The 19,514-nt window shown below is 60.5% G+C and carries 16 protein-coding genes; 4 read left to right on the forward strand and 12 right to left on the reverse strand.

From position 1 onward, the window contains the following. The first annotated feature begins 96 nt into the window (after window positions 1-96). Window positions 97-2,100: an aq_1923 C-terminal domain gene (locus tag AC5YUO_RS14915; RefSeq protein ID WP_496155764.1), complete on the forward strand. Its 2,004-nt coding sequence runs from the start codon at window positions 97-99 to the stop codon at window positions 2,098-2,100. Between the two features lie 234 nt (window positions 2,101-2,334). Further along, on the forward strand, window positions 2,335-2,823 hold the full coding sequence (locus AC5YUO_RS14920) for a cupin domain-containing protein (protein ID WP_496155765.1): 489 nt from the start codon (window positions 2,335-2,337) through the stop codon (window positions 2,821-2,823). 127 nt (window positions 2,824-2,950) lie between these two features. On the opposite strand, the gene AC5YUO_RS14925 is transcribed toward AC5YUO_RS14920, so the two are convergent. Next, entirely contained in the window at window positions 2,951-4,273 is a 1,323-nt protein-coding gene (locus AC5YUO_RS14925; protein WP_400819151.1) for a solute carrier family 23 protein, read from the reverse strand. A gap of 312 nt (window positions 4,274-4,585) precedes the next feature. Continuing rightward, entirely contained in the window at window positions 4,586-5,743 is a 1,158-nt protein-coding gene (gene ampC / locus AC5YUO_RS14930; RefSeq protein WP_496155766.1) for a class C beta-lactamase, read from the reverse strand. Window positions 5,744-5,876: 133 nt separating this feature from the next. Here ampC and AC5YUO_RS14935 point away from each other — a divergent pair, with 133 nt between their 5' ends. Beyond that, on the forward strand, window positions 5,877-6,758 hold the full coding sequence (locus AC5YUO_RS14935) for a LysR family transcriptional regulator (RefSeq protein WP_496155767.1): 882 nt from the start codon (window positions 5,877-5,879) through the stop codon (window positions 6,756-6,758). Between the two features lie 3 nt (window positions 6,759-6,761). On the opposite strand, the gene chrA is transcribed toward AC5YUO_RS14935, so the two are convergent. The 7 genes from chrA to AC5YUO_RS14970 all read right to left on the reverse strand — a co-directional run bounded on the left by chrA (window position 6,762) and on the right by AC5YUO_RS14970 (window position 14,520). After that, a complete protein-coding gene (gene chrA, locus AC5YUO_RS14940; RefSeq protein ID WP_496155768.1) occupies window positions 6,762-7,991 on the reverse strand; it encodes a chromate efflux transporter in 1,230 nt (409 codons plus the stop codon). A 222-nt stretch (window positions 7,992-8,213) separates the two neighbouring features. After that, entirely contained in the window at window positions 8,214-8,969 is a 756-nt protein-coding gene (locus AC5YUO_RS14945) for an aspartate/glutamate racemase family protein (protein WP_496155769.1), read from the reverse strand. An 11-nt stretch (window positions 8,970-8,980) separates the two neighbouring features. Continuing rightward, on the reverse strand, window positions 8,981-9,799 hold the full coding sequence (locus AC5YUO_RS14950; protein ID WP_400819139.1) for an ABC transporter permease: 819 nt from the start codon (window positions 9,797-9,799) through the stop codon (window positions 8,981-8,983). 4 nt (window positions 9,800-9,803) lie between these two features. Further along, the gene (locus AC5YUO_RS14955) at window positions 9,804-10,715 is read right to left on the reverse strand and encodes an ABC transporter permease (protein ID WP_400819137.1); all 912 of its coding nucleotides are present in this window, start codon (window positions 10,713-10,715) and stop codon (window positions 9,804-9,806) included. A gap of 236 nt (window positions 10,716-10,951) precedes the next feature. Next, the gene (locus AC5YUO_RS14960) at window positions 10,952-12,241 is read right to left on the reverse strand and encodes an ABC transporter substrate-binding protein (protein WP_080796270.1); all 1,290 of its coding nucleotides are present in this window, start codon (window positions 12,239-12,241) and stop codon (window positions 10,952-10,954) included. A 30-nt stretch (window positions 12,242-12,271) separates the two neighbouring features. Further along, complete coding sequence (locus AC5YUO_RS14965) at window positions 12,272-13,357, reverse strand: ABC transporter ATP-binding protein (RefSeq protein WP_496155770.1); 1,086 nt, start codon at window positions 13,355-13,357, stop codon at window positions 12,272-12,274. Window positions 13,358-13,539: 182 nt separating this feature from the next. Beyond that, complete coding sequence (locus AC5YUO_RS14970; RefSeq protein WP_496155771.1) at window positions 13,540-14,520, reverse strand: 3'-5' exonuclease; 981 nt, start codon at window positions 14,518-14,520, stop codon at window positions 13,540-13,542. 190 nt (window positions 14,521-14,710) lie between these two features. Here AC5YUO_RS14970 and AC5YUO_RS14975 point away from each other — a divergent pair, with 190 nt between their 5' ends. After that, window positions 14,711-15,613: a hypothetical protein gene (locus AC5YUO_RS14975; RefSeq protein ID WP_496155772.1), complete on the forward strand. Its 903-nt coding sequence runs from the start codon at window positions 14,711-14,713 to the stop codon at window positions 15,611-15,613. A 36-nt stretch (window positions 15,614-15,649) separates the two neighbouring features. Here AC5YUO_RS14975 and AC5YUO_RS14980 read toward each other — a convergent pair whose 3' ends face one another. The 3 genes from AC5YUO_RS14980 to AC5YUO_RS14990 all read right to left on the reverse strand — a co-directional run bounded on the left by AC5YUO_RS14980 (window position 15,650) and on the right by AC5YUO_RS14990 (window position 19,274). Next, the gene (locus AC5YUO_RS14980) at window positions 15,650-16,063 is read right to left on the reverse strand and encodes a hypothetical protein (protein WP_496155773.1); all 414 of its coding nucleotides are present in this window, start codon (window positions 16,061-16,063) and stop codon (window positions 15,650-15,652) included. A 162-nt stretch (window positions 16,064-16,225) separates the two neighbouring features. After that, window positions 16,226-17,119, reverse strand: a complete 894-nt coding sequence (locus AC5YUO_RS14985) for a transglycosylase SLT domain-containing protein (protein ID WP_496156561.1) — start codon at window positions 17,117-17,119, stop codon at window positions 16,226-16,228. 370 nt (window positions 17,120-17,489) lie between these two features. Then, a complete protein-coding gene (locus AC5YUO_RS14990; RefSeq protein ID WP_496155774.1) occupies window positions 17,490-19,274 on the reverse strand; it encodes a methyl-accepting chemotaxis protein in 1,785 nt (594 codons plus the stop codon). Window positions 19,275-19,514 lie beyond the last annotated feature (240 nt).

The following is a 19,514-nucleotide window of genomic DNA, read 5'->3' on the forward strand; positions in this document are numbered from 1 at the left end:
CATCGGCCATCTCACCCGGAGATGAACACTTGCTAAGCAACTTTTGCGTGCTTAAAAGGCGCGCAACATCATCAGTTCGAAGAGAGGATCAGCTTCGTGGAACAGGAAAATACCGGGACCGGCAAGGGTCGGCGCAGGGCGCTTTGGGCGGCGGTTGCAATCATTGCCATTGCTGCCGCAGGCGTCATCGGCGGCAAGACCTTCTACGAAGCAAAGGTGAAGGAACTCGTTGCCCGCAGCGGCGCGACTGCCGGTTCCGTGGAGGTCGATTTTCTCGGGAAAATTCATGTTCGCGATCTGACGCTGCCGCTTGAAGACGGCAAGAACATCAAGATCGCGGCGATCGACGGACGTCCGAAACTTCCGTTTCTGGACGGCGCGATCGACATGAACACCATCGACATCGATGTGCCGACCGGAAAGATTTCGATGGCGCAGGCCCGCATCGAGAACGCCGCTTTCGACAAGCCGGGACAGGTGGGCGAAAACGGCGGCTCCCTCGCCCGCCGCATCGAGCGCTTCGCGGCGGCACGCATCTCAACGCCGGAGGTGACGTTCACCCAGTCGGTCGCGACCAGCGAGCAGAAGACCGTTTACAAGAACCTCGCGCTCTCCGAGATCGCCGGCGGCCGCATTGCCCGATATTCGATCGACAATGGCAGCTACGACATCAAGATGCAGCTTCCCGACAGCGACGGCGCGATGAAGGACAAGCATATGGTCGTGTCGACCGGCGCTATCGCCGGCCAGGACATCGACGTCGCTTATCTCGCCCGGCTCTATACGGAAAAGGCCGGTCCGGAAGACAAGGAAGCGAAACCGCTCTATGGCCCGCTCTCCGTCAAGGCTGTTTCCTTCTCCGAGGGAGACGGCCATTTCAGCTACGATGAAATCCGCAGCGATGGTTTTACCGCCCGCATGCCGTCCGAGCCGCTGCTTGACACCCTCAAGGCGCTGACGACGACCCAAGATCCGGACACGCTTTCACCGCAGGAACGCCAGGCGCTTTTCACGAAGGCCGTGTCCATTCTCGACATGATCGGCAAGAGCAACATGCAGCTCATCGGCTTCAAGGCCGACGCGCCGGACGAAAAAGAGGGAGCTGCCGGCAAAAGGGTCAAGGCCGCCATTGACCGCATCGACATGCAGATGGACAGCCGCAAGCTCGACTTCGGCATGAATGGCATGTCGATCGGCGACGGCGATGGCAGGATCGAAGTCGCGGAAGCAAGCCTCAAGGGCTTTGACTGGAGTTCGACGATCAAGGGAATTTCCGAGATCATCGCGCTCGACGAGACGCAGATCGAGACCTTCCAGTTCAATCGCCTGATACCGGAACTTGGCCGGGTGCGCCTCGGCGGCATAAATGTCGATATGGCCGCGCCGGAAAAGCCGGAGGAAGAAACGGCCGGAACGCCGGAACGTATCAAATTCTCACTCAAGAATTTCGAGATGGGGCTGACCAAGCCCTTCAACGGCATTCCGACCGATATCGAGATCAGGCAGGACGAGCTCACGCTTCCGATCCCGGCGGACTCGACGGAGGAAGTTTTCGTCGAAGCCCGCAAGCTGGGTCTCGAAACGCTCGCCTTCTCGTATGGCCTTGCGGCCGGCTGGGACGAACCGAACAGCAATCTGGTGATCCGTGACATCTCGCTCAGCAGCAAGGATTTTGGCAGCGTCAATTTTGCCGGTCTGGTAAGTGGCTTTACTGAAGAGTTCTTCTCTTTTGACGTCAATCGCGCGCAGGCCGCGCTCTTCGGGCTCGCCGGCCGCGAGGTGAAGCTCACGATCAAGGACGAAGGTTTGATGGCCAAGGCGATCAAGCTCTATGCCCTGCAGAACGATATGACAGAGGATCAGGTGCGCGCCACGCTGACATTGGTGGCCAGCGTGATGTTGCAGCAGGTAACGGCTGAACAGCCGAAACTGCAAAGCGCGGTGGAAGCGCTGGTCCACTTTATCAGCACGCCCGGCACCCTGACGGTCACGGTCAAATCCACGGGCGTTAACGGCCTTGGCATTTTTGATCTGGTTGCGGCCTCCGAGGATCCGATGGGCCTTCTCGACAAGGTCGATATTCAGGCGACGGCCGAATAAATCGCCCAGTCCGCGTCAAACGTCTCAAGCCCGGTTTTCCGGGCTTGAGACGGCCGGGAAAGATATCCTCATCACCATGGTCCGCCCGCCCTGACCGTGACAAAACGGGAAACCCAAGGGAACTGCCGCTCCCTGCAGGGATTACGACAGGAACGGCTGACGATATCGCCCTCCTGTTTCAGCCGGCCTTTACCGGCTGGCAAAAACAGCGGGCAGCACCATGAGGAGCATCACATGAAAACCGAGCAACTCACTTTCGCTCCCAGCGGGCAGGTTCCCAATAATCAATCCTTTGCCGTCGTGATTTATAGAGAGGTCGGGCCGAATTTCGGCTCCCCTGATTTCGAGGCGCTGTTTTCCCGCAACGGATGGAGCGGCATCTGGCGCAATGGCGTGTTCGCCTACCACCATTATCACAGCGGAGCGCATGAGGTTCTGGGCGTGGGACGCGGTGAAGCGACGTTGCAGATTGGCGGACCGGAGGGGCAAGTCCTGGACGTCAGACAGGGCGATTGTCTGATTCTGCCCGCCGGTACGGGCCATATGAAGCTCAACTCATCTCCGGATTTCCAGGTGGTCGGCGCTTATCCGAAAGGACAGAAGGCCGATATTCAGACATCCGCGCCGGACGGCGAGATGCTTGCGAGGATAAAATCCCTGCCGAGACCGGATAGCGACCCCGTGCACGGGGCTTCAGGCGGCATCGTCGATCTGTGGCGCTGACGGCTGGACTGTCCAAGCCGGCAATCCCTGAAGGACGGCGGCAGGATGGACCATATTCATCCATCCCCCCACCCGTTTGCCGGACCGCGCCTGCGCGCCGCCCGACGTTTGTGCCGGCGCTCCCGCCTTATCTGCCCTGTGCCGGCTTGCCGAGACCAAGCAGGTGATAAAAGGCGATGGCGCCGATTGTCGCCGTGCCGATGCCATCCAGCGTGAAGCCGGCCACATTGAGCTTGAAGTTGCCGGCGCCCAGGACAAGGGCGATACCCACGGTGATGAGGTTGCGGGGCTCGGAGAAATCGACCTTGTTTTCCACCCATATGCGCCCGGCGGTCGCCGCGATGAGGCCGAAGACGACGACGGACAGGCCGCCGATGACAGGTCCGGGTATCGTCTGTATCAGCGCGCCGAATTTCGGCGAAAAGCCGAGAAGGATGGCGACCAATGCCGCAACGACGAAAACGAGCGTCGAGAAAATGCGGGTTATCGCCATGACGCCCATGTTTTCGGCATAGGTCGTCATGCCCGTTCCGCCAAAGGCACCGGAGAAGATGGTGGCGATGCCGTCGCCGATGAAGGCGCGGCCGAGATAGGGATCGAGGTTCTTGCCGGTCATCGCGCCGATCGCCTTGATATGCCCGAGGTTTTCCGCCACCAGAATGACGACGACCGGAGCGATCAGCGCGATTGCCGACGCGGAAAAGACAGGGGTGGTGAAAGTCGGCAATCCGAACCAGGCCGCGGCCGCGACACCTGAAAAATCGACGGGCTTGCCGAGACCGAGGCCGTTCGCCACCACCAGATAGGCAAGATAGGCAATCGCCCCGCCGATGAGGATCGGCAGGCGCCGCGCCATTCCGGGCGCATAGACGGCAATCGCACCGACGGAAGTGACCGTCAGTATGGCAATCCAGCGTGACAGCTGGTCACCGTCGGGATTGCCGGGACCGGAGCCGGAGGCGCTGGCTATGGCGATGGGTGCAAGCACAAGACCGATTGCGGCAACGATGGCACCCGTCAGAACCGGCGGCATCAGCCGTTCGATCCAATTGTGGCCCGCAACCATGACGATGACGCCGATCAGCGCATAAAGCACACCCGCCGCGATGATGCCGCCAAGCGCGAGCGCGATATTGGGGCTGGCCGCGCCGGCTGCCGCCCCGGTGGCCACCAGAACGGGGCCGATGAAGGCGAAGGACGAGCCAAGATAGCTCGGCACGCGCCCGCCAACGGCAATGAAGAAGATCAGCGTCGAGATACCCGAAAACAGGATCGACACATTCGGATCGAAGCCCATGATCAGCGGTGCGAGAACCGTGGAGCCGAACATGGCCACGACATGCTGCAAACCGAGCACCGCGGTCTGCCCGGCGGGCAACCGCTCGTCCGGCATGATGCGCCCTTCGGTTTTCAGCCGCCAGCGAGGAAAATAACCACCCGTTTCGCTCATCGTCGTCCCCCACGAACCGGCGGGCGCGAGGCAGACGGTTTTTCCCGTCGCAGATCGCAGCCGCATAAAAAGATTTGCCATTTCATGATATGCGCCCGTCGCCCGAGATCGAATCGGTGGCCAGCGTATCTTTTCTGCGGTAGCGCGATTGCTCGCCGCTGTCATCGGGCATGAATTGTTTCCCACTACGTTGGTTTTCAGCCAGAGTGGCGGCAAGCGCAGGTCCGCAGCGCTCCCGTCCGTCGAGGCGACGTGTTCGCGCCGATGCAGGCGGTGCGGTAACAATAAGTTCCCGCACCGAAATTCCGTCTGCTATCGCGCCTGTTCAAGCGCCGACAGAATCTCGAAAGCCGCCGAAACACGATCCTCATTGGGATAGTTTTTATTGGCCAGGATGACGATGCCGAGTTTCCGTTCGGGTATGAAGGCGACATAGGCGCCAAAACCATTGGTGGAACCGGTCTTGTTGATGAAGACATCCTGTCCGGGTTTCTCAGGCGGTGAGATTTCCCTGACCGGCACTGTCTTCAGGAGCGCGCCGGAATTCAACTCGACCAGCGTCTTCAGGGCGGCGGGATAGGCATATTGCTCCCAGACCAGATCCTGTGTCATCGCGCCAACGCCGAAATAGCCGGTATGGGTGTTTGCGATCGCCTGCCGGATTTTGCCGTCCAGCTTTTCGAGGCCCATATTCGCGTTAACGAAGCGGACCATGTCGGCCACCGTCGATCTGACGCCATAGGCCTCGGAAGCAAGAATGCCCGGCGTCACGCGGGCGGGCTCGTCATTTCGTTTGTAGCCCTGCGCATAGTCAGCCATTTTCGCCTTGGGCACGATAGTGAACGTGTTCTTCAGGCCGAGCGCGGGGAAGAGTTTGTCCTGCATGGCGCTGTCATAACTTTGCCCCATCGCCTTTGCGGTGATGTAGCCAAGCATGCCGATGCTGGGATTGGCGTAGGTTCTGTGCGTCCCCGCCTGGTAAGAGGGCTTCCAGCTCTTGAGATAGGCGAGAAGCTGCTTTTCCGTCTTGATCTTATCCGGCACCTGCAGCGGAAAGCCGCCCGCAGTGTGGGTGCCGAGATGCATCAGCGCGATGTCACCGAAGGACTTGCCCTTCATGGAGGGAAGATAATCCGCGACCTTGCCGGAGAGCGAAAGCTGGCCATTCATTTCGGCATAGGTGCTGAGGGTGACGGTAAATGTCTTGGAGATGGAACCGAGTTCGAACAGCGTTTGCGCCGTCACCGGCTCACCCGTGGTCTTGGACATGACGCCATAGGTGAAGATGTGGCTATCACCATCAACGGTGAGACCAACGGCAAGGCCCGGTATGCCGTTCTTTTCCATGGCCGGCTTGATCGCGGCATCCGTTATCGCTTTCAGCCTGCCCTCATCGGCGGCAAAGGCCTGCGTGAACAGGCTCGTCGAGAGCAAGGCAGCCAGTGCGATATGTCTGCGATTAAGATTCATCTTTCGCGTTCTCCAAAACCTTGAGTGGATTTTCGGCGTGTTCGCCATCCCCAGCGAAAGACGTTTAACCGCCCTACATTGCACGAACAAATCATGATATCTCGGATGAGATACAAGAAAATCTAGGTCTTGCATGGTTCGGCAGTTTCTTCCCCTGAACGGTCTGAGAGCCTTTGAGGCATCGGCCCGGCACCTCAGCTTCACCCGCGCGGCAATCGAGCTCTGCGTCACGCAGGCGGCGGTGAGCCAGCAGGTGAAAGGGCTGGAAAAGCGGCTTGGCGTCCCGCTTTTCCAGCGGCTTCCCCGTGGTCTGAAGATCACCGCGGAGGGCGAAGCGCTTCTGCCGACGGTGACCAGCTCCTTCGACCAGATGGCGACGACGCTTGACCGGATCGAGGCAGGACAGGTGCGGGAATTGCTGTTTCTCGGCGTCGTCGGCACTTTCGCGGTCGGCTGGCTGCTGCCGCGGCTACAGGCGTTTCAAAAGCAGCATCCCTTTATCGACGTGCGCGTTTCCACCAACAATAATCGCGTGGACATGGCGGCTGAAGGGCTGGATTTCGCCATTCGTTTCGGCCAGGGCTCATGGCATGGCACGGATGCCTTCCGGTTGTTCGAGGCGCCTCTCTCACCGCTCTGCACGCCGAAACTGGCGGAGACGCTGAAAACGCCCGCCGATCTGATGGAAGCGACGCTGCTGCGCAGCTACAGGGCCGATGAATGGAGCAACTGGTTTGCGGCGGCCGGCGTCACACCTGCGGCACAGGTGAATGCCGGCATCGTTTTCGACACGTCTCTCGGCATGATGGAAGCCGCGCTGCAGGGGCTGGGGGTGGCGCTGGCGCCGCCATCGATGTTTTCGCGGCATCTCGCCTCCGGCGCCATCATTCAGCCTTTTGCCGTCACCATCTCGTTTGGCAGCTATTGGCTGACCCGGCTGCAATCGAAACCACCCACACCCGCCATGCAGGCCTTTTCCGACTGGATGTTCGACAGCATCGGCACTGCGCGGTGAGGCCTATGCCAGCGCGAGCAGAACGCCGCCGGCCGCGCAGAGCAGCACCACGACCCATGGCGGTGTTTTCCAGATCGTCAACAGGATGAAGCCGGTGAGCGCCAGGGTGAAATCCTTTGGCGTGAAGATGGCGCTTGTCCAAACCGGATCATAAAGCGCCGCGCCGAGAATGCCGACAACGGCGGCATTGGCGCCGCGCATGGCGGCCTGGGCCAGAAGGTGCCTGCGGAACCCTTCCCAGAAGGGCAGCGCGCCGACGAGCAGCAGCATGCCCGGCAGGAAGATGGCGACAAGGGCGATGGCCGCGCCGGCAATGCCGTTTGGCTGCGGACCCACGACCGCGCCGAGATAGGCGGCGAAGGTGAAGAGCGGTCCGGGCACGGCCTGGGTGGCGCCATAACCGGCGATGAAGGCATCTTCCGTGACCCAGCCCGTGGCGACGACTTCCGACTGCAGCAGCGGCAGCACCACATGGCCGCCACCGAAGACCAGTGCGCCGGCGCGATAAAAGGCATCGAACAAAGAGAGGCCCTGTGACGCCGCCACGGCTGCAAGCAGCGGCAGGAGGCCGAGCAGCAGGGCGAAGGTGACAAGCGCGATATATCCGGCGCTTCTCGGTACCCGGAAGGCGAGATGGGTGGCCTGCCGCGCGGCCTCGGCACGACAGAAGACAAGCCCGGCGAGTGCGCCCACGGCAAGCGCCAGGATTTGCCCGAAGGCGCCGGCGACAAAGACGACGCAGACGATACCGGAGAGCGCGATACTGGCGCGCTCACGATCCGGCGCGAGGTTTTTCGCCATGCCCCAGACCGCCTGCGCCACGACGGCAACGGCGACGATTTTCAGCCCATGCAGGAGGCCGGTGCCGACCGGCCCTTCGATGGAGGCGGCGATCGTGGCGAAGAAAAGCAGGAGAATGGCGGATGGCAGGGTAAACGCCGTCCAGGCCGCCAGCGCCCCGAGCGGGCCTGCCCGCAGCAAACCCAGCGCAAACCCCACCTTGCTGGAGGCCGGGCCGGGCAGAAACTGGCAGAGCGCCACGAGATCGGCATAACCGGCCTCATCGATCCATTTGCGCCTTACGACCAGCTCATCGCGAAAATAACCGAGATGGGCGATGGGGCCGCCGAAGGAGGTGACGCCGAGTTTCAGGAAGGCCGCAAAAACCTCGCCGGGCGTGCCATGTTTCTGGCTGTGCACTTCGGTCTCAATGGTTCGCGTCGACGATTTCACGAAAGAACTCCCTGCGTGCAACGGCCATTCGTAAACACATATCGGCTTCAAAACGGTTCCGGTATCAGACACCATTATGACAGGGATATGAAGGGGCTGGCCGCACCCGACGCCGGAAAGTTGCGGCTCGCCCGGGCTCGAAATGCCGAACATCCAGCGCGATCTGGCCTATCGGCTGGCATTCCTCAGCTGGTGGGCGGGGATCGTGAAAACCTCACGCTTTCAGTCTCCCGCCAACCCCGAGAGCGTGTCCGGCCGGAATGCCTCCAGCAATCCGTGATAGGGCTTGGCAAGCGGCGTGGCATAAGCGCCGCGCTTTGCGGTCGACAGGCCCATGGAGACCAGCGATTCCGCCTGCTTGACGGCGGCTGCGACGCCATCGACAACCGCCACGCCGAATTCATCGCGCAGTTCGGCGGCAAGGTCCGCCATGCCGGCGCAGCCGAGCACGATCGCCTCCGCCCGGTCCTCTTTCAGGGCGAGCGCGATCTCTTCGCGCAGCCTTTCGCGGGCATTCGAGCCGGGATCTTCCAGCGACAGGACCGGAATATCGGCGGCGCGCACATTGCAGCGGGCGGACATGCCATAACGATGGACAAGATGTTCCAGCGGCAGCCGCGAGCGTTCCATCGTCGTGACGATGGTGAATTTCTGCGCGATGAAGGCGGTGGCAGAGACCGCCGCCTCGCAGATGCCGATAACGGGAATATCGGCCAGAGCACGGGCCGCATCGAGGCCGGTATCGTCGAAACAGGCGATGACCGCCGCGTCGGCTCCCAGCGCCGGGGCCTTTGCAAGCTCCAGCAACAGGCCGGGCACGGCGAAAACCTCGTCGTAATAACCTTCGATGGAGACAGGCCCCATGGAAGAGGTGACGGCCATTATCTCCGTATCGGGGCCGGCTATCCGCGTCGCGGCGTCGGCGATGGTCGCGGTCATGGATTGCGTGGTGTTGGGATTGATGACGAGAATGCGCATTGTACGTTTCTTTATCCGCGTAAATGGCGGCGATTGAGCGTGACGATCAGGCCGAGCGTGGCCGCGATCACCAGGAAGGAAAACAGGGTTGTAACAGCACCGAGCGCATAAAGCACCGGCGTCGTGACATTGGTGGTCATGCCGTAGATTTCCAGCGGCAGCGTGTTGTAGGTGCCCGACGTCATCAATGTGCGGGCGAACTCGTCATAAGAAAGCGTGAAGCCGAAGAGACCGACGCCGATCAGGCTCGGCGCGATCATCGGCAGCACCACATGGGCGAAGGTCTGCCAGGAGGATGCCCCGAGATCGCGGGCCGCCTCTTCATAGGACGGCGAAAAACGGTTGAAGACGGCAAGCATGATCAGCACGCCGAAAGGCAGCGTCCAGGTGAGGTGTGCGCCGAAAGCTGATGTATACCATGAAGGTTCAAGCCCAAGCTGCTGGAAAAGAACACCAATACCGAGTGATATGATGATCGACGGAACCACCAGGCTTGCGACAGAGAGGTAAAACAACGGCGTCGCACCGATGAATTTGCGCCGGAAGGCCAAGCCCGCCAGCAGCGAGACGAGCACGGTGACGGCCATGACCATCAGGCCAAGACCGAAGGAGCGGCGGAAGGAACCGCCGAAATCGCCGACGGCCTGCTGCTCGAAGAGATTGCCGAACCAGTGCAGCGAAACACCGTTCAGCGGGAAGGTCAAGCCGCCATTCGGCCCCTGAAAGGCAAGGATGAGGATGGCCGACAACGGACCGTAGAGGAACAGCACGAAGAGGGCGAAAAAGAAGGCGAGGATATAGAATTCGCGGCCGCGTTTTTCCTGATGCATAAGATCAAAGCTCCTTGCGGATATCGACGATGCGCAGGATGCCCGCGACCATCAGAAGAACGAGGATGAGCAGGATGACGGCATTGGCGGCAGCGGCCGGATATTGCAGCAGCGACATCTGGTTCTTCATCATCAGCGCCACCGACGCGCTCTGGCCGCCGGACATGACCTGAACCGTGGAGAAATCGGCCATGACCAGCGTCACGACGAAAATGCTGCCGATGGCCATGCCGGGTTTGGCGAGCGGGATGATGACGTTGCTGAGCGTCTGCCAGCCCGTGGCACCGGCGTCCCGCGCCGCCTCGATCAGCGATTTGTCGATGCGCATCAGCGTGTTGAAGATCGGCGTGACCATGAACAGCGTATAGAGATGCACCATGGCCAGAACCACGGCGAAATCGGAATAAAGCAGCCATTCGATCGGCTCGGGAATGATGCCGGTGCCGACCAGCGCACCGTTGATCAGGCCATTTCGCCCGAGGACGGGAATCCATGAGATCATGCGAATGATGTTCGACGTCAGGAAGGGCACGGTGCAGACAAGAAAAAGCACCATCTGCATCGTCGTGGTGCGGATGTGGAAGGCAAGGAAATAAGCCACCCAGAAACCGCAGAACAGCGTGATGGCCCAGACCATGGCGGCATATTTCAAGGTGTTGAGATAGGTCTGCCAGGTGACCCAGGAGCCTAACGTCTCGCTGTAGTTAAACGTCACGAAATCCGGATACATCTGGGCGAAATCGTAGTCCCAGAAGCTGACGACGGCGATCATCAGGATCGGCAGAGCCAAGAAAAAGCCGAGGATCAGCAAAAGCGGCGCGGCCTGCACATAGGAGACGAGCTTTTGCGGCAGCGCGAAGCTGCGGGGCGGCCTGTCCTTTTTGTCGCTGACGCCGATGAGTCTGACCGTCACCATGGTGGAGCCTTTCGCTGGATTTGCAGAGGTACCGGCGGCTTTCGCACCGGGTAGTGTGTCAGGCAAAGTTCTCTTCAAACGCGACGTCATCCTCGGGCTTGTCCCGAGGATCCAACCACGTTTGGTGTGGTGGGTCGTTAGATCCTCGGGTCAAGCCCGAGGATGACGGAGAGTTTGGAGGCTCTGTTGCTGTCAAGATCGGCGGCCAACGCCACCGATCTTGTCTGTCTCAGGTACTAAGCCGCGATGAATTCGTTCCAGCGGCGGACCATGTAGCGGTCTTCGTCCATGACGGAGTTCCAGCACGCCACTTTGCCCATGCGTTCCTCGAAGGAGCCGCCGTCGCGCACCGCGCCGGCCTTTTCCATGACCTTGCCGTCGGGCGCGATGATGTCGCCCTCAGCCGGCTTGCCTTCGACCCAGTAACCCCACTCGTCGGCGGTCATGTGCTCCTTGGCCGTTTCCATGGCGGCAGAATAATAGCCCTGACGGTTGAGGTAAGCGCCGACCCAGCCGGAGGTATACCAGTTGATATATTCATAGGCCGCATCGAGCTTGGCGCCGGACAGGTGCTTCGCAAGGCCGAGACCGCCGCCCCAGGAGCGGTAGCCTTCCTTCAGCGGCTGGTATTTGCAGGCAATGCCCTTGGAACGAACAGCCGCGACGGCGGGCGACCACATGGACTGGATGATGACTTCGCCGGATGCCATGAGGTTGACGCTTTCATCGAAGCTCTTCCAGAAGGCACGGAACTGGCCGTCCTTCTTGGCCTTGATGAGGAAATCGATGGTCTTGTCGATCTCCTCCTTGGTCATGTTGCCCTTGTCGGCATATTTGATGTTGCCCATGGCTTCCATGATCATCGCCGCATCCATGATGCCGATGGAGGGGATGTTGAGGATCGAGGTCTTGCCCTTGAACTTGGGGTCCATGATATCGGCCCAGCTGGTGATATCGCGGCCGACGAGATCGGGGCGGATGCCGAGCGTATCGGCATTGTAGATGGTCGGAACCATGGTGAAATAATCGGTCTCACCCTTGGCGAAAGTCTTGTCGCCGGGCTTTTCGACGAAACCGACCGTGTGCGGGGCGGTACCCTGCGCCACCACACTGTCCGGCTTCAGCTTGCCGTTTTTGAACAGCGGCACGATCTTGTCGTAATATTTGAGCTTCTTGATTTCCATCGGCTGGATGACGCCGGCCGGATAGACCTTCTTCAGGATCCAGTATTCGATATCGGCGATGTCGTAGGAATTCGGCTGGGTGACCGCGCGCTGGGCGGCGGCATCGGAATCCGTCGCCGTCATCTCCAGCGTTATGCCGAGATCGGCCTTGCACTTTTCGGCAATGGCATTGAGGTTCGAGACGCCGGTGCCGAACTGGCGGATGGTGATGGGGTTCTGCGCCCAGATGGTCGGAAAGCCGGTGATGAGGCCGGAGCCGATTGCCGCACCCGTGGCGGCAGCGCCCGCCTTCAGGAGGCCGCGGCGGGACAGGCCCTTCTTGCTGTTGGTGGTATCGGTCATTTCAAAGTTCTCCTCTGGTTATTTTTGGGGTCACTTCTCTACCCGGCCGAGCACGATGGCATCGGCCGCATTCCATGAAAGCGGTATGGCGTCGCCGGCCTTGACCGGATTTTCGAAGAAGGCGGCATCGCTGAGGATGACGTTGAAATCCTCGATACCCGCGCCAGTCACGGCGATCTTCACGCTCGCGCCGCGATATTCGACATTCGAGACGATGCCGGTGAAACCGAGACCCGGCTGCTCCGCCTCGCCGACACGGACGCGGTCGGTACGCACGGCGATATCGACCGCGCCGTCCTCCGGGGACATGCCGCTTGCGGTGAACCTGCCGCCTCCCGCCACTTCCAGCGTCACGAGATCGCCGGCCTTTTCCCGGTAACGGCCGGAAATGACATTGTGGTCGCCCATGAATCTGGCAACGAAAGCGGTCGCCGGGCGCTCGAACACCTCACGCGGGGTGGCTGACTGTTCAATGCGGCCGTCATTCATGACGACGATGATATCGGCCAGCGCCATCGCCTCTTCCTGGCTATGGGTGACGTGCACGAAGGTGATGCCGAGCGAGGTCTGCAGCTTCTTCAGCTCGGCGCGCATGCGGATCTTGAGGAACGGGTCCAGCGCCGAAAGCGGCTCATCCAGCAGCAGCGCCTCGGGATCGGTGATGAGTGCGCGCGCCAGCGCCACGCGCTGCTGCTGCCCGCCGGAAAGCTGGGCCGGACGTCTGGTGGCATAGGGTTCGAGCTGCATCAGCCGCAGCATTTCGAGCGCCTTCGCCCGGCGGGTTTCCTTGTCCGCCCCCTTCATCTTGAGGCTGAAGGCGACATTGTCGACGAGATCGAGATGCGGAAACAGCGCGTAGGACTGGAACATCATCGCCGTGCCGCGCCGGGCGGGCGGCAGATCGGTCACAACCGTATTGCCGAGCCTGATATCACCGCTGGAGATGCTCTCGTGGCCAGCGATCATCCTGAGCGTCGAAGTCTTGCCGCAGCCCGACGGGCCGAGCAGGCAGCAATAGCTCCCGGCCGGGATCTTGAGGCTTATCGCATGCACGGCGGTGGTATTGCCGTAAATCTTGGATACGGAAGCGATGTCGATTGCTGCGGCTTTGCTCATAAACACTCTCCTGCGACGTCTTAGTCATGCAGGAGCCGTGCCAATTGGCTTAGCCTTTGATGTAAAATGATATTTTTTTGCGCTCCGGAAACCCTTGCGCGGACATGCCCAATTTTACATCGATTGTTTTCGATTCATTGTAGAAATTGTATGCAATCTGAAAATCCGGGGCCGGGCGCGTTTTAACCGGCCTTGAACCGGTCAAAGGCCGTGAGATATTTGACCATCGGATCGGCATCCCAACGGTAAATTTCGGTCCGCAGGAAATGCAGTTCCTCTTCGAGCTTCTCCTCCGGCAGTTCCACCCACCAGGATTTCGGCCGTCCGTCGGAACCATCCGACCAGCGGTAAGCCCGCTTTTTCAGATGATCCTTCATATCGAACGGGCTGTTTTCCGCATAGATGCGCACCCTTGACCGCTGGCTCGCCTCGCGGAGTTCGGCAAAGGGCGTACCCTCATGGCCGGGGCGTGTCTGTTCCAGCACCTCCAGCAGCGCGAAACAATCATCGACAGCGCGATGGCCGTCGTGGAAATAGCCGGATTGCCCGATCAGGTAGCCAAGCTTGTTGCCTTCGAAACCCCGCGCCCGCCAGTCTATTTCCGAAACGGAACAGGCCCAGGCCTTGTCATGGAAGATGGGTGAGAAGGCCTCGCAAAAGGGACGGTCGAAGCCGGCATTATGGGCGATGATCAGATCGGCCCCGGCGATCAGAGGGGTCAGCCGGGCCATCTCTATCGCCTGCCCCGCAACCATCTCATCGGTTATCCCTGTCAGACGGGTGATTTCTTCCGGAATGGCGATGGCCGGCTGCCGCAACCCGCCATAGATGCCGGTCACATCGCCGATCACACCCTGATCGTCGAATGTGAAGGTGATGACGCCGATTTCGATGATCTCGTCGGTGCGATGATTGAGCCCCGTCGTTTCCGTATCGAGGATCACACCCCGGCGGGAAAATTCCGGTCTCGGCCGGTCAACCACCGCGCGCGGCTGCAGCCTGCGCAGAACGCGATAATTGCCGGTCGATTCCAGATGGCCGGCGAGCGCCTCGTCATCCATGCCGATCTTGGGCGTGGCCTCGCGGCCAGCCGATTTTCGCCCTCTTTCAGCCTGCGGAAGCCGCGCTGCCGCGGAAGCGAAAAAATCCAACTGGGAGGTCATTATGCGCCTGTCCGCCTTGCCCGGAAATCGAGATTCAGTACTGTAACATATGCGCAGAGGCTCACGGGAACAACAGCGCTCACTCTCATCCACAGAAACGGCATATCTCACGGGGTACAGTTGAGGGTTGCGGCTTCAATTTACGATGGTAAAAAAAGCGCACCGTTCCGTGTTCCAGGAGAGAAGAAGAATGCCGCTTCCATCGCCTTCCAACCCGAAAACGCTCGCTGACCAGAGCCGGCTGAAGCTGTTTCCGCTGCAAAGCGGGCCGCATTTTTCCGATGCAGGCCTCACCAACGGCGCGAGCGGCATTGTCTTTACGGGCTATACGCGCGATGCCAGCGTGGACAATGAGGCCTTCTCCTGCTGCGGCAGCTATACCCTGCGCAATTCCGTCCATGCCGCCATTGCCGGCACGACCAGCGACAATTGCACCGTCTTCGCCCTGAAGAGCATCATCAACCAGCGCCCGTGCCTCGCGGTCGGGAAGTTCGACCCGGATGGCAAGCCATTGGCATTGTCGAAGTCGGAATTCGAAGAGGTCACCAGACCGCTGTTCCAGTTCGCGGACAAGGTTTCGCCGATCCTCGGCAGCGAACCGGCGCCCGGCATTCAGATCCGCAGCGGCGACGCCTCCTATAATTATCAGGTGGATGCGCGCAGCGGCCGCTTCCGCTTCACCTATAAGGACGCCATGAACGGCGGACGTTTCGGACCTTCGGCCGACGGCAATTTTTCCCTCGAACATGACGGCCATCGCCTCGCCAGAATAAGTGCCGGCGGCAGCTATAGCAGTTCGGACAATTCGATTGCCGCCTCGGCCTATCGCGACATCGATTCCCGCGGTTTCGAGACGACGGTGCGCAGCGGCCATGCTTCCGCCATGTTCGGAAGAACCTACACGGAAAATGCCATTACCCGCAAAATGGGCGTCGGTTACGGCAACACCTCATTCCGGCGCGAGGATACGCCGGGTGGAACGATCAAGGAAAGCCTTGGGCACAAGGTGGACAAGGTCACGCTTGAAGTATCCCGCACGCGCGACCGGGCGAAGGGCACCGAATATATGCTGACCATCAAGATGGAGCTTTAAGGCGTTCCGCAGTCCGGGCGGTCGCAGCGACGTTTCTCAGGAAGCCGGGCGATTGAGCAGGTTTTCGCAATTGGCCGGATTGCCGATGATCTCGCTCGTCCTGATGGTGGAGGCGGCGTCCGCGGTGATCTTGACGATGCAGTCGCGGCGATGTTCCTTGATCTTCATGCCCTCGGTTTCCGAAACCCGCGCCTGCCCGTCGACGGTCTTGACTTCGCGCCTGTTGCTGAGGCCGGCATAGGTCTCCACATCGACTTTCAGCCAGTAGGATTCGGTTTCGCCGTTTTCGATGATGACCTTGTTCGGGCGGCCAAGCCGGGCGATTGCGGCCTCGCGCGGTTGCCCCACGAAACCTGCGACCGTGCGGGAAATCTCCGTCTCTCCGGTGCCGGTACACGCCGCGACAACGACCAGCACAGCCGCCAGACATCCGGTTTCAAGCCATCTCATTTCCAGATCATTCCCTAAAAACGCCGCCGGCTCCGGTCATCGGCCACCGCCCGGGACAATCTAGGCACGATCCTTTTGCACCGAAAGATGGCACGGCCCAAAAGCCGATCAACTTGTCATGATCGGCCTCGCCGCGGAAGATCACGCCAACATGCGCGACCGCTACCTGTTGCGAAACACCGTGCAGGGAACGCCGGCCCGCCGGATATTGCCACAAAGCGTATTGGCTTCAGCTCTCGTTTCGCGGCCGATGCGGGCGGCATAACGCGGGCGCGAACCGAAATTTCCACCCCGCTGCCGCACGATCAGAGCCCGCTCGGCATTGAGCGGCTCCGACAATTGGCCGATCGCGCGGGTGAAAAGCCGGTTGGCCACCGCCGGATTATAATGCGCGGCAAGCTGCACGCCCCAGGGCGCCCAGTCTGCAGACGAGAGAAGGACGGGATCGTTCATGGTGCGGGTATCGGCCAGGCGTATGCAGGCATCGAGAAAGGAACGGCTGTCATCCAGGGCCGGAGCCGCCTTTTCCGGCGGATTGTCCTTCCAGTTTTCAACCGGATAACCGGTGATCGCAAACACATAGTCCCGGGTTTCGGTCGGCAGGCGGCCGTTGGCGATGAAGTTGCGCAGGCCCGCCTCGCCCGCATTGTAAGCCGCCGCGGCAAGGCCGAAATTGCCGAACTGCGCGTTCAATTCGGAGAGATAACGCGAAGACGCCTCAAGGGCGGCGATGATGTTGAAACTGTCCTCGAGACCGCGCAGCCGCGCCGTTCCCGGCATGAACTGGGCAATGCCCTCCGCTCCCTTCGGGCTGACCGCATTGGGCCGGAAGAGGCTTTCCCGCCAGATCAGCCGGGCGAAATAATCCGGCGGAACGGCATGGCGGGCGGCGAGAACCTCGATGGCATGGCAAAGATCGTTATTGTAGCTGCCGGCATTGATGCACAGGTCCGGCGCGACATCATGGGTATAGGCGCAGGCGGTTTTTTCCCTGGCGGGCTCTTCGGCTTGCGCCGCCCCAAAGGCTGCGATCAGCAGACACAGGGCAAGAGCCACGCGGCTTGTCGATATCCCTGCCAAGCGAAAGTCCCCGAAAACTCCAAACACCGATTACCGGCCAATCGGGAGGATATGCCCAGCTTTCCGGCTTGTCATCAGGTATCGAACCCCGAATGGACTGGCGCCATCGGATGCGGCGAGGACGGCGGGCAGCCCCTTTTCAAGTCAGTAACGGAGGGTCAACAGTCTCTCGACGTCATCCTCGGCCCTGTGCCGAGGATCTAATCACGTCGAATAAAATCAATCGGTTGCAGATCCTCGGGACAGGCCCGAGGATGACGTCGGTGTGACTGCTCGACTTGTCTTCCCATCTGACGACACTATTCTTCTTTGGTGTCCGGTTCGGCACTCAGGGCGACTGCAGCGTTTAGAAGTCCTGCCACTCCTCATGCCTGACGGCAACCGCCGCGGAACCGCGCGTCGTAAGCGGGCGGGATGCGCTGCGATGCGAGGTCACCGGCGCGGATTGCTGCTCGAAGCCGCCGCGCGCGGAGGCGGAAGATCGCGGCGCATCCTCGAACCTGAATTGGCCGAGAAGCTCGAACAGGGCCGCCGCTTCCCGCGCAAGGCTGTGGCTTGCGGCGGTCTGCTCCTCCACCATGGCCGCATTCTGCTGCGTGCCCTGATCGACGGTGTTGACCGCCTGATTGATTTCCGCAAGCGCCGTGGATTGCTCGCGCGCGGCATCGACAATCGCCACGACATTGGTGTTGATATCCCGCACCTGCTCGGCGATTTCCTGCAGGGCCGAGCCAGCCCGGGTGACGAGGCCGACGCCGTTTTCCACCTGCGCGCCGGAAGCGTTGATCAGGCTCTTGATTTCCTTCGCGGCGGTTGCTGAACGCTGCGCGAGTTCGCGAACCTCCTGAGCAACCACGGCAAAACCCTTGCCCGCCTCGCCCGCGCGGGCGGCTTCCACGCCGGCATTCAGCGCCAGAAGATTGGTCTGGAAGGCGATTTCATCGATCACCCCGATGATGTTGGAAATTTCGCGCGATGATTTTTCGATCTGGTCCATGGCGCCGATCGCATCGCGCACCACCTGGCCCGAATGTTCCGCATGGTCACGGGCGCGGGCGACGATCTTGCCGGCCTCTTCGGCGCGGCGGCTTGAATCGTTGACGGCGGTGGTGATTTCTTCGAGCGCGGCGGCCGTTTCCTCGATGGAGGCGGCCTGCTGCTCCGTGCGCTTGGCGAGATCATCGGCGGCGGATCGGATCTCGTTGGAACCGGACGAAATGGCGCCGGCATTTTCAGACACCAGCGTCATGGCCCTTTTGAGCTTCTCCGAAGCCGCGTTGAAATCCGTGCGCAATCTCTCAAGCGAGGGAATGAAAGGTTTGTCGATGCTCTGCGCCAGATCACCCTCGGCCAGATCGGTAAGGCATTGCGCCAGCTTTTCGACGTTTTCGACGCGGCCGGTCACGTCGGTGGCGAATTTGACGACCTTGAATACCTTGCCGTTGAGATCGAAGATCGGGTTATAGGACGCCTGAATGAAGACCTTGCGGCCACCCTTGCCAAGCCGCATGAACTCGTCCGCCACGAGATCGCCGCCGGCCAGCCTTGCCCAGAACTGCTTATATTGCGGCGACTGCGTATAGGCCGGTTCGCAGAACATGGAATGATGCCTGCCCTGCACTTCCGAAAGCGAATATCCCAGCGCCGCCAGAAAATTCTCGTTGGCGGTCAGAACCTCGCCATCCGGGGAGAATTCAATGATCGCCTGCGCCCGTGACAGGGCGTCGATCTTGCCCGCATCTTCCGCCGCCTTCAGCTTGCGATCGGTGATATCGGTGGCGATCTTGACCACTTTCACCGGCTTGCCGCGACGAAACACCGGATTGTAGGACGCCTCGATCCACACTTCCCGGCCGCCCTTGCCGATGCGCTTATATTGCCGCTGATCGAACTGGCCGGACGAAAGCTTGGACCAGAAGGCCTTGTAATCCTGCGAGGACACGACCGCGGGCTCAACGAACATGCTGTGGTGCCTGCCGACGATCTCCGAAAGCTCGTAACCGAGCGCCCGACAGAAATTCTCGTTGGCGGTGAGAATCTTTCCCGAAAGATCGAATTCTATGATGGCCTGGGATTTGGAAAGCGCGGCGAGAACCGCAAAGGCATTGGCACCACGATCAAGAATACTCACGCGCGTTTCTCCGGTGAAAGGGATGATTCCTATTCAAAATCATTCGTGAATATTATCATTACAGTATTAAATAATATTTAAGGATAAAGTTGATGTTCGTCATCTGAAGTTGCAGATACCGTGGCAGTGTGTTGCCTGCCGGTTTTCCCTCGCCGCCGTTTTTTTGGGAACGTTCAGGCCCTTGGTCGCATTCTATACCGAATGGGGGAATGGCAATGGCCGGCGCGTTTACGTGCCGGC

Source organism: Agrobacterium sp. LEGMi-208b (genome assembly GCF_059511785.1).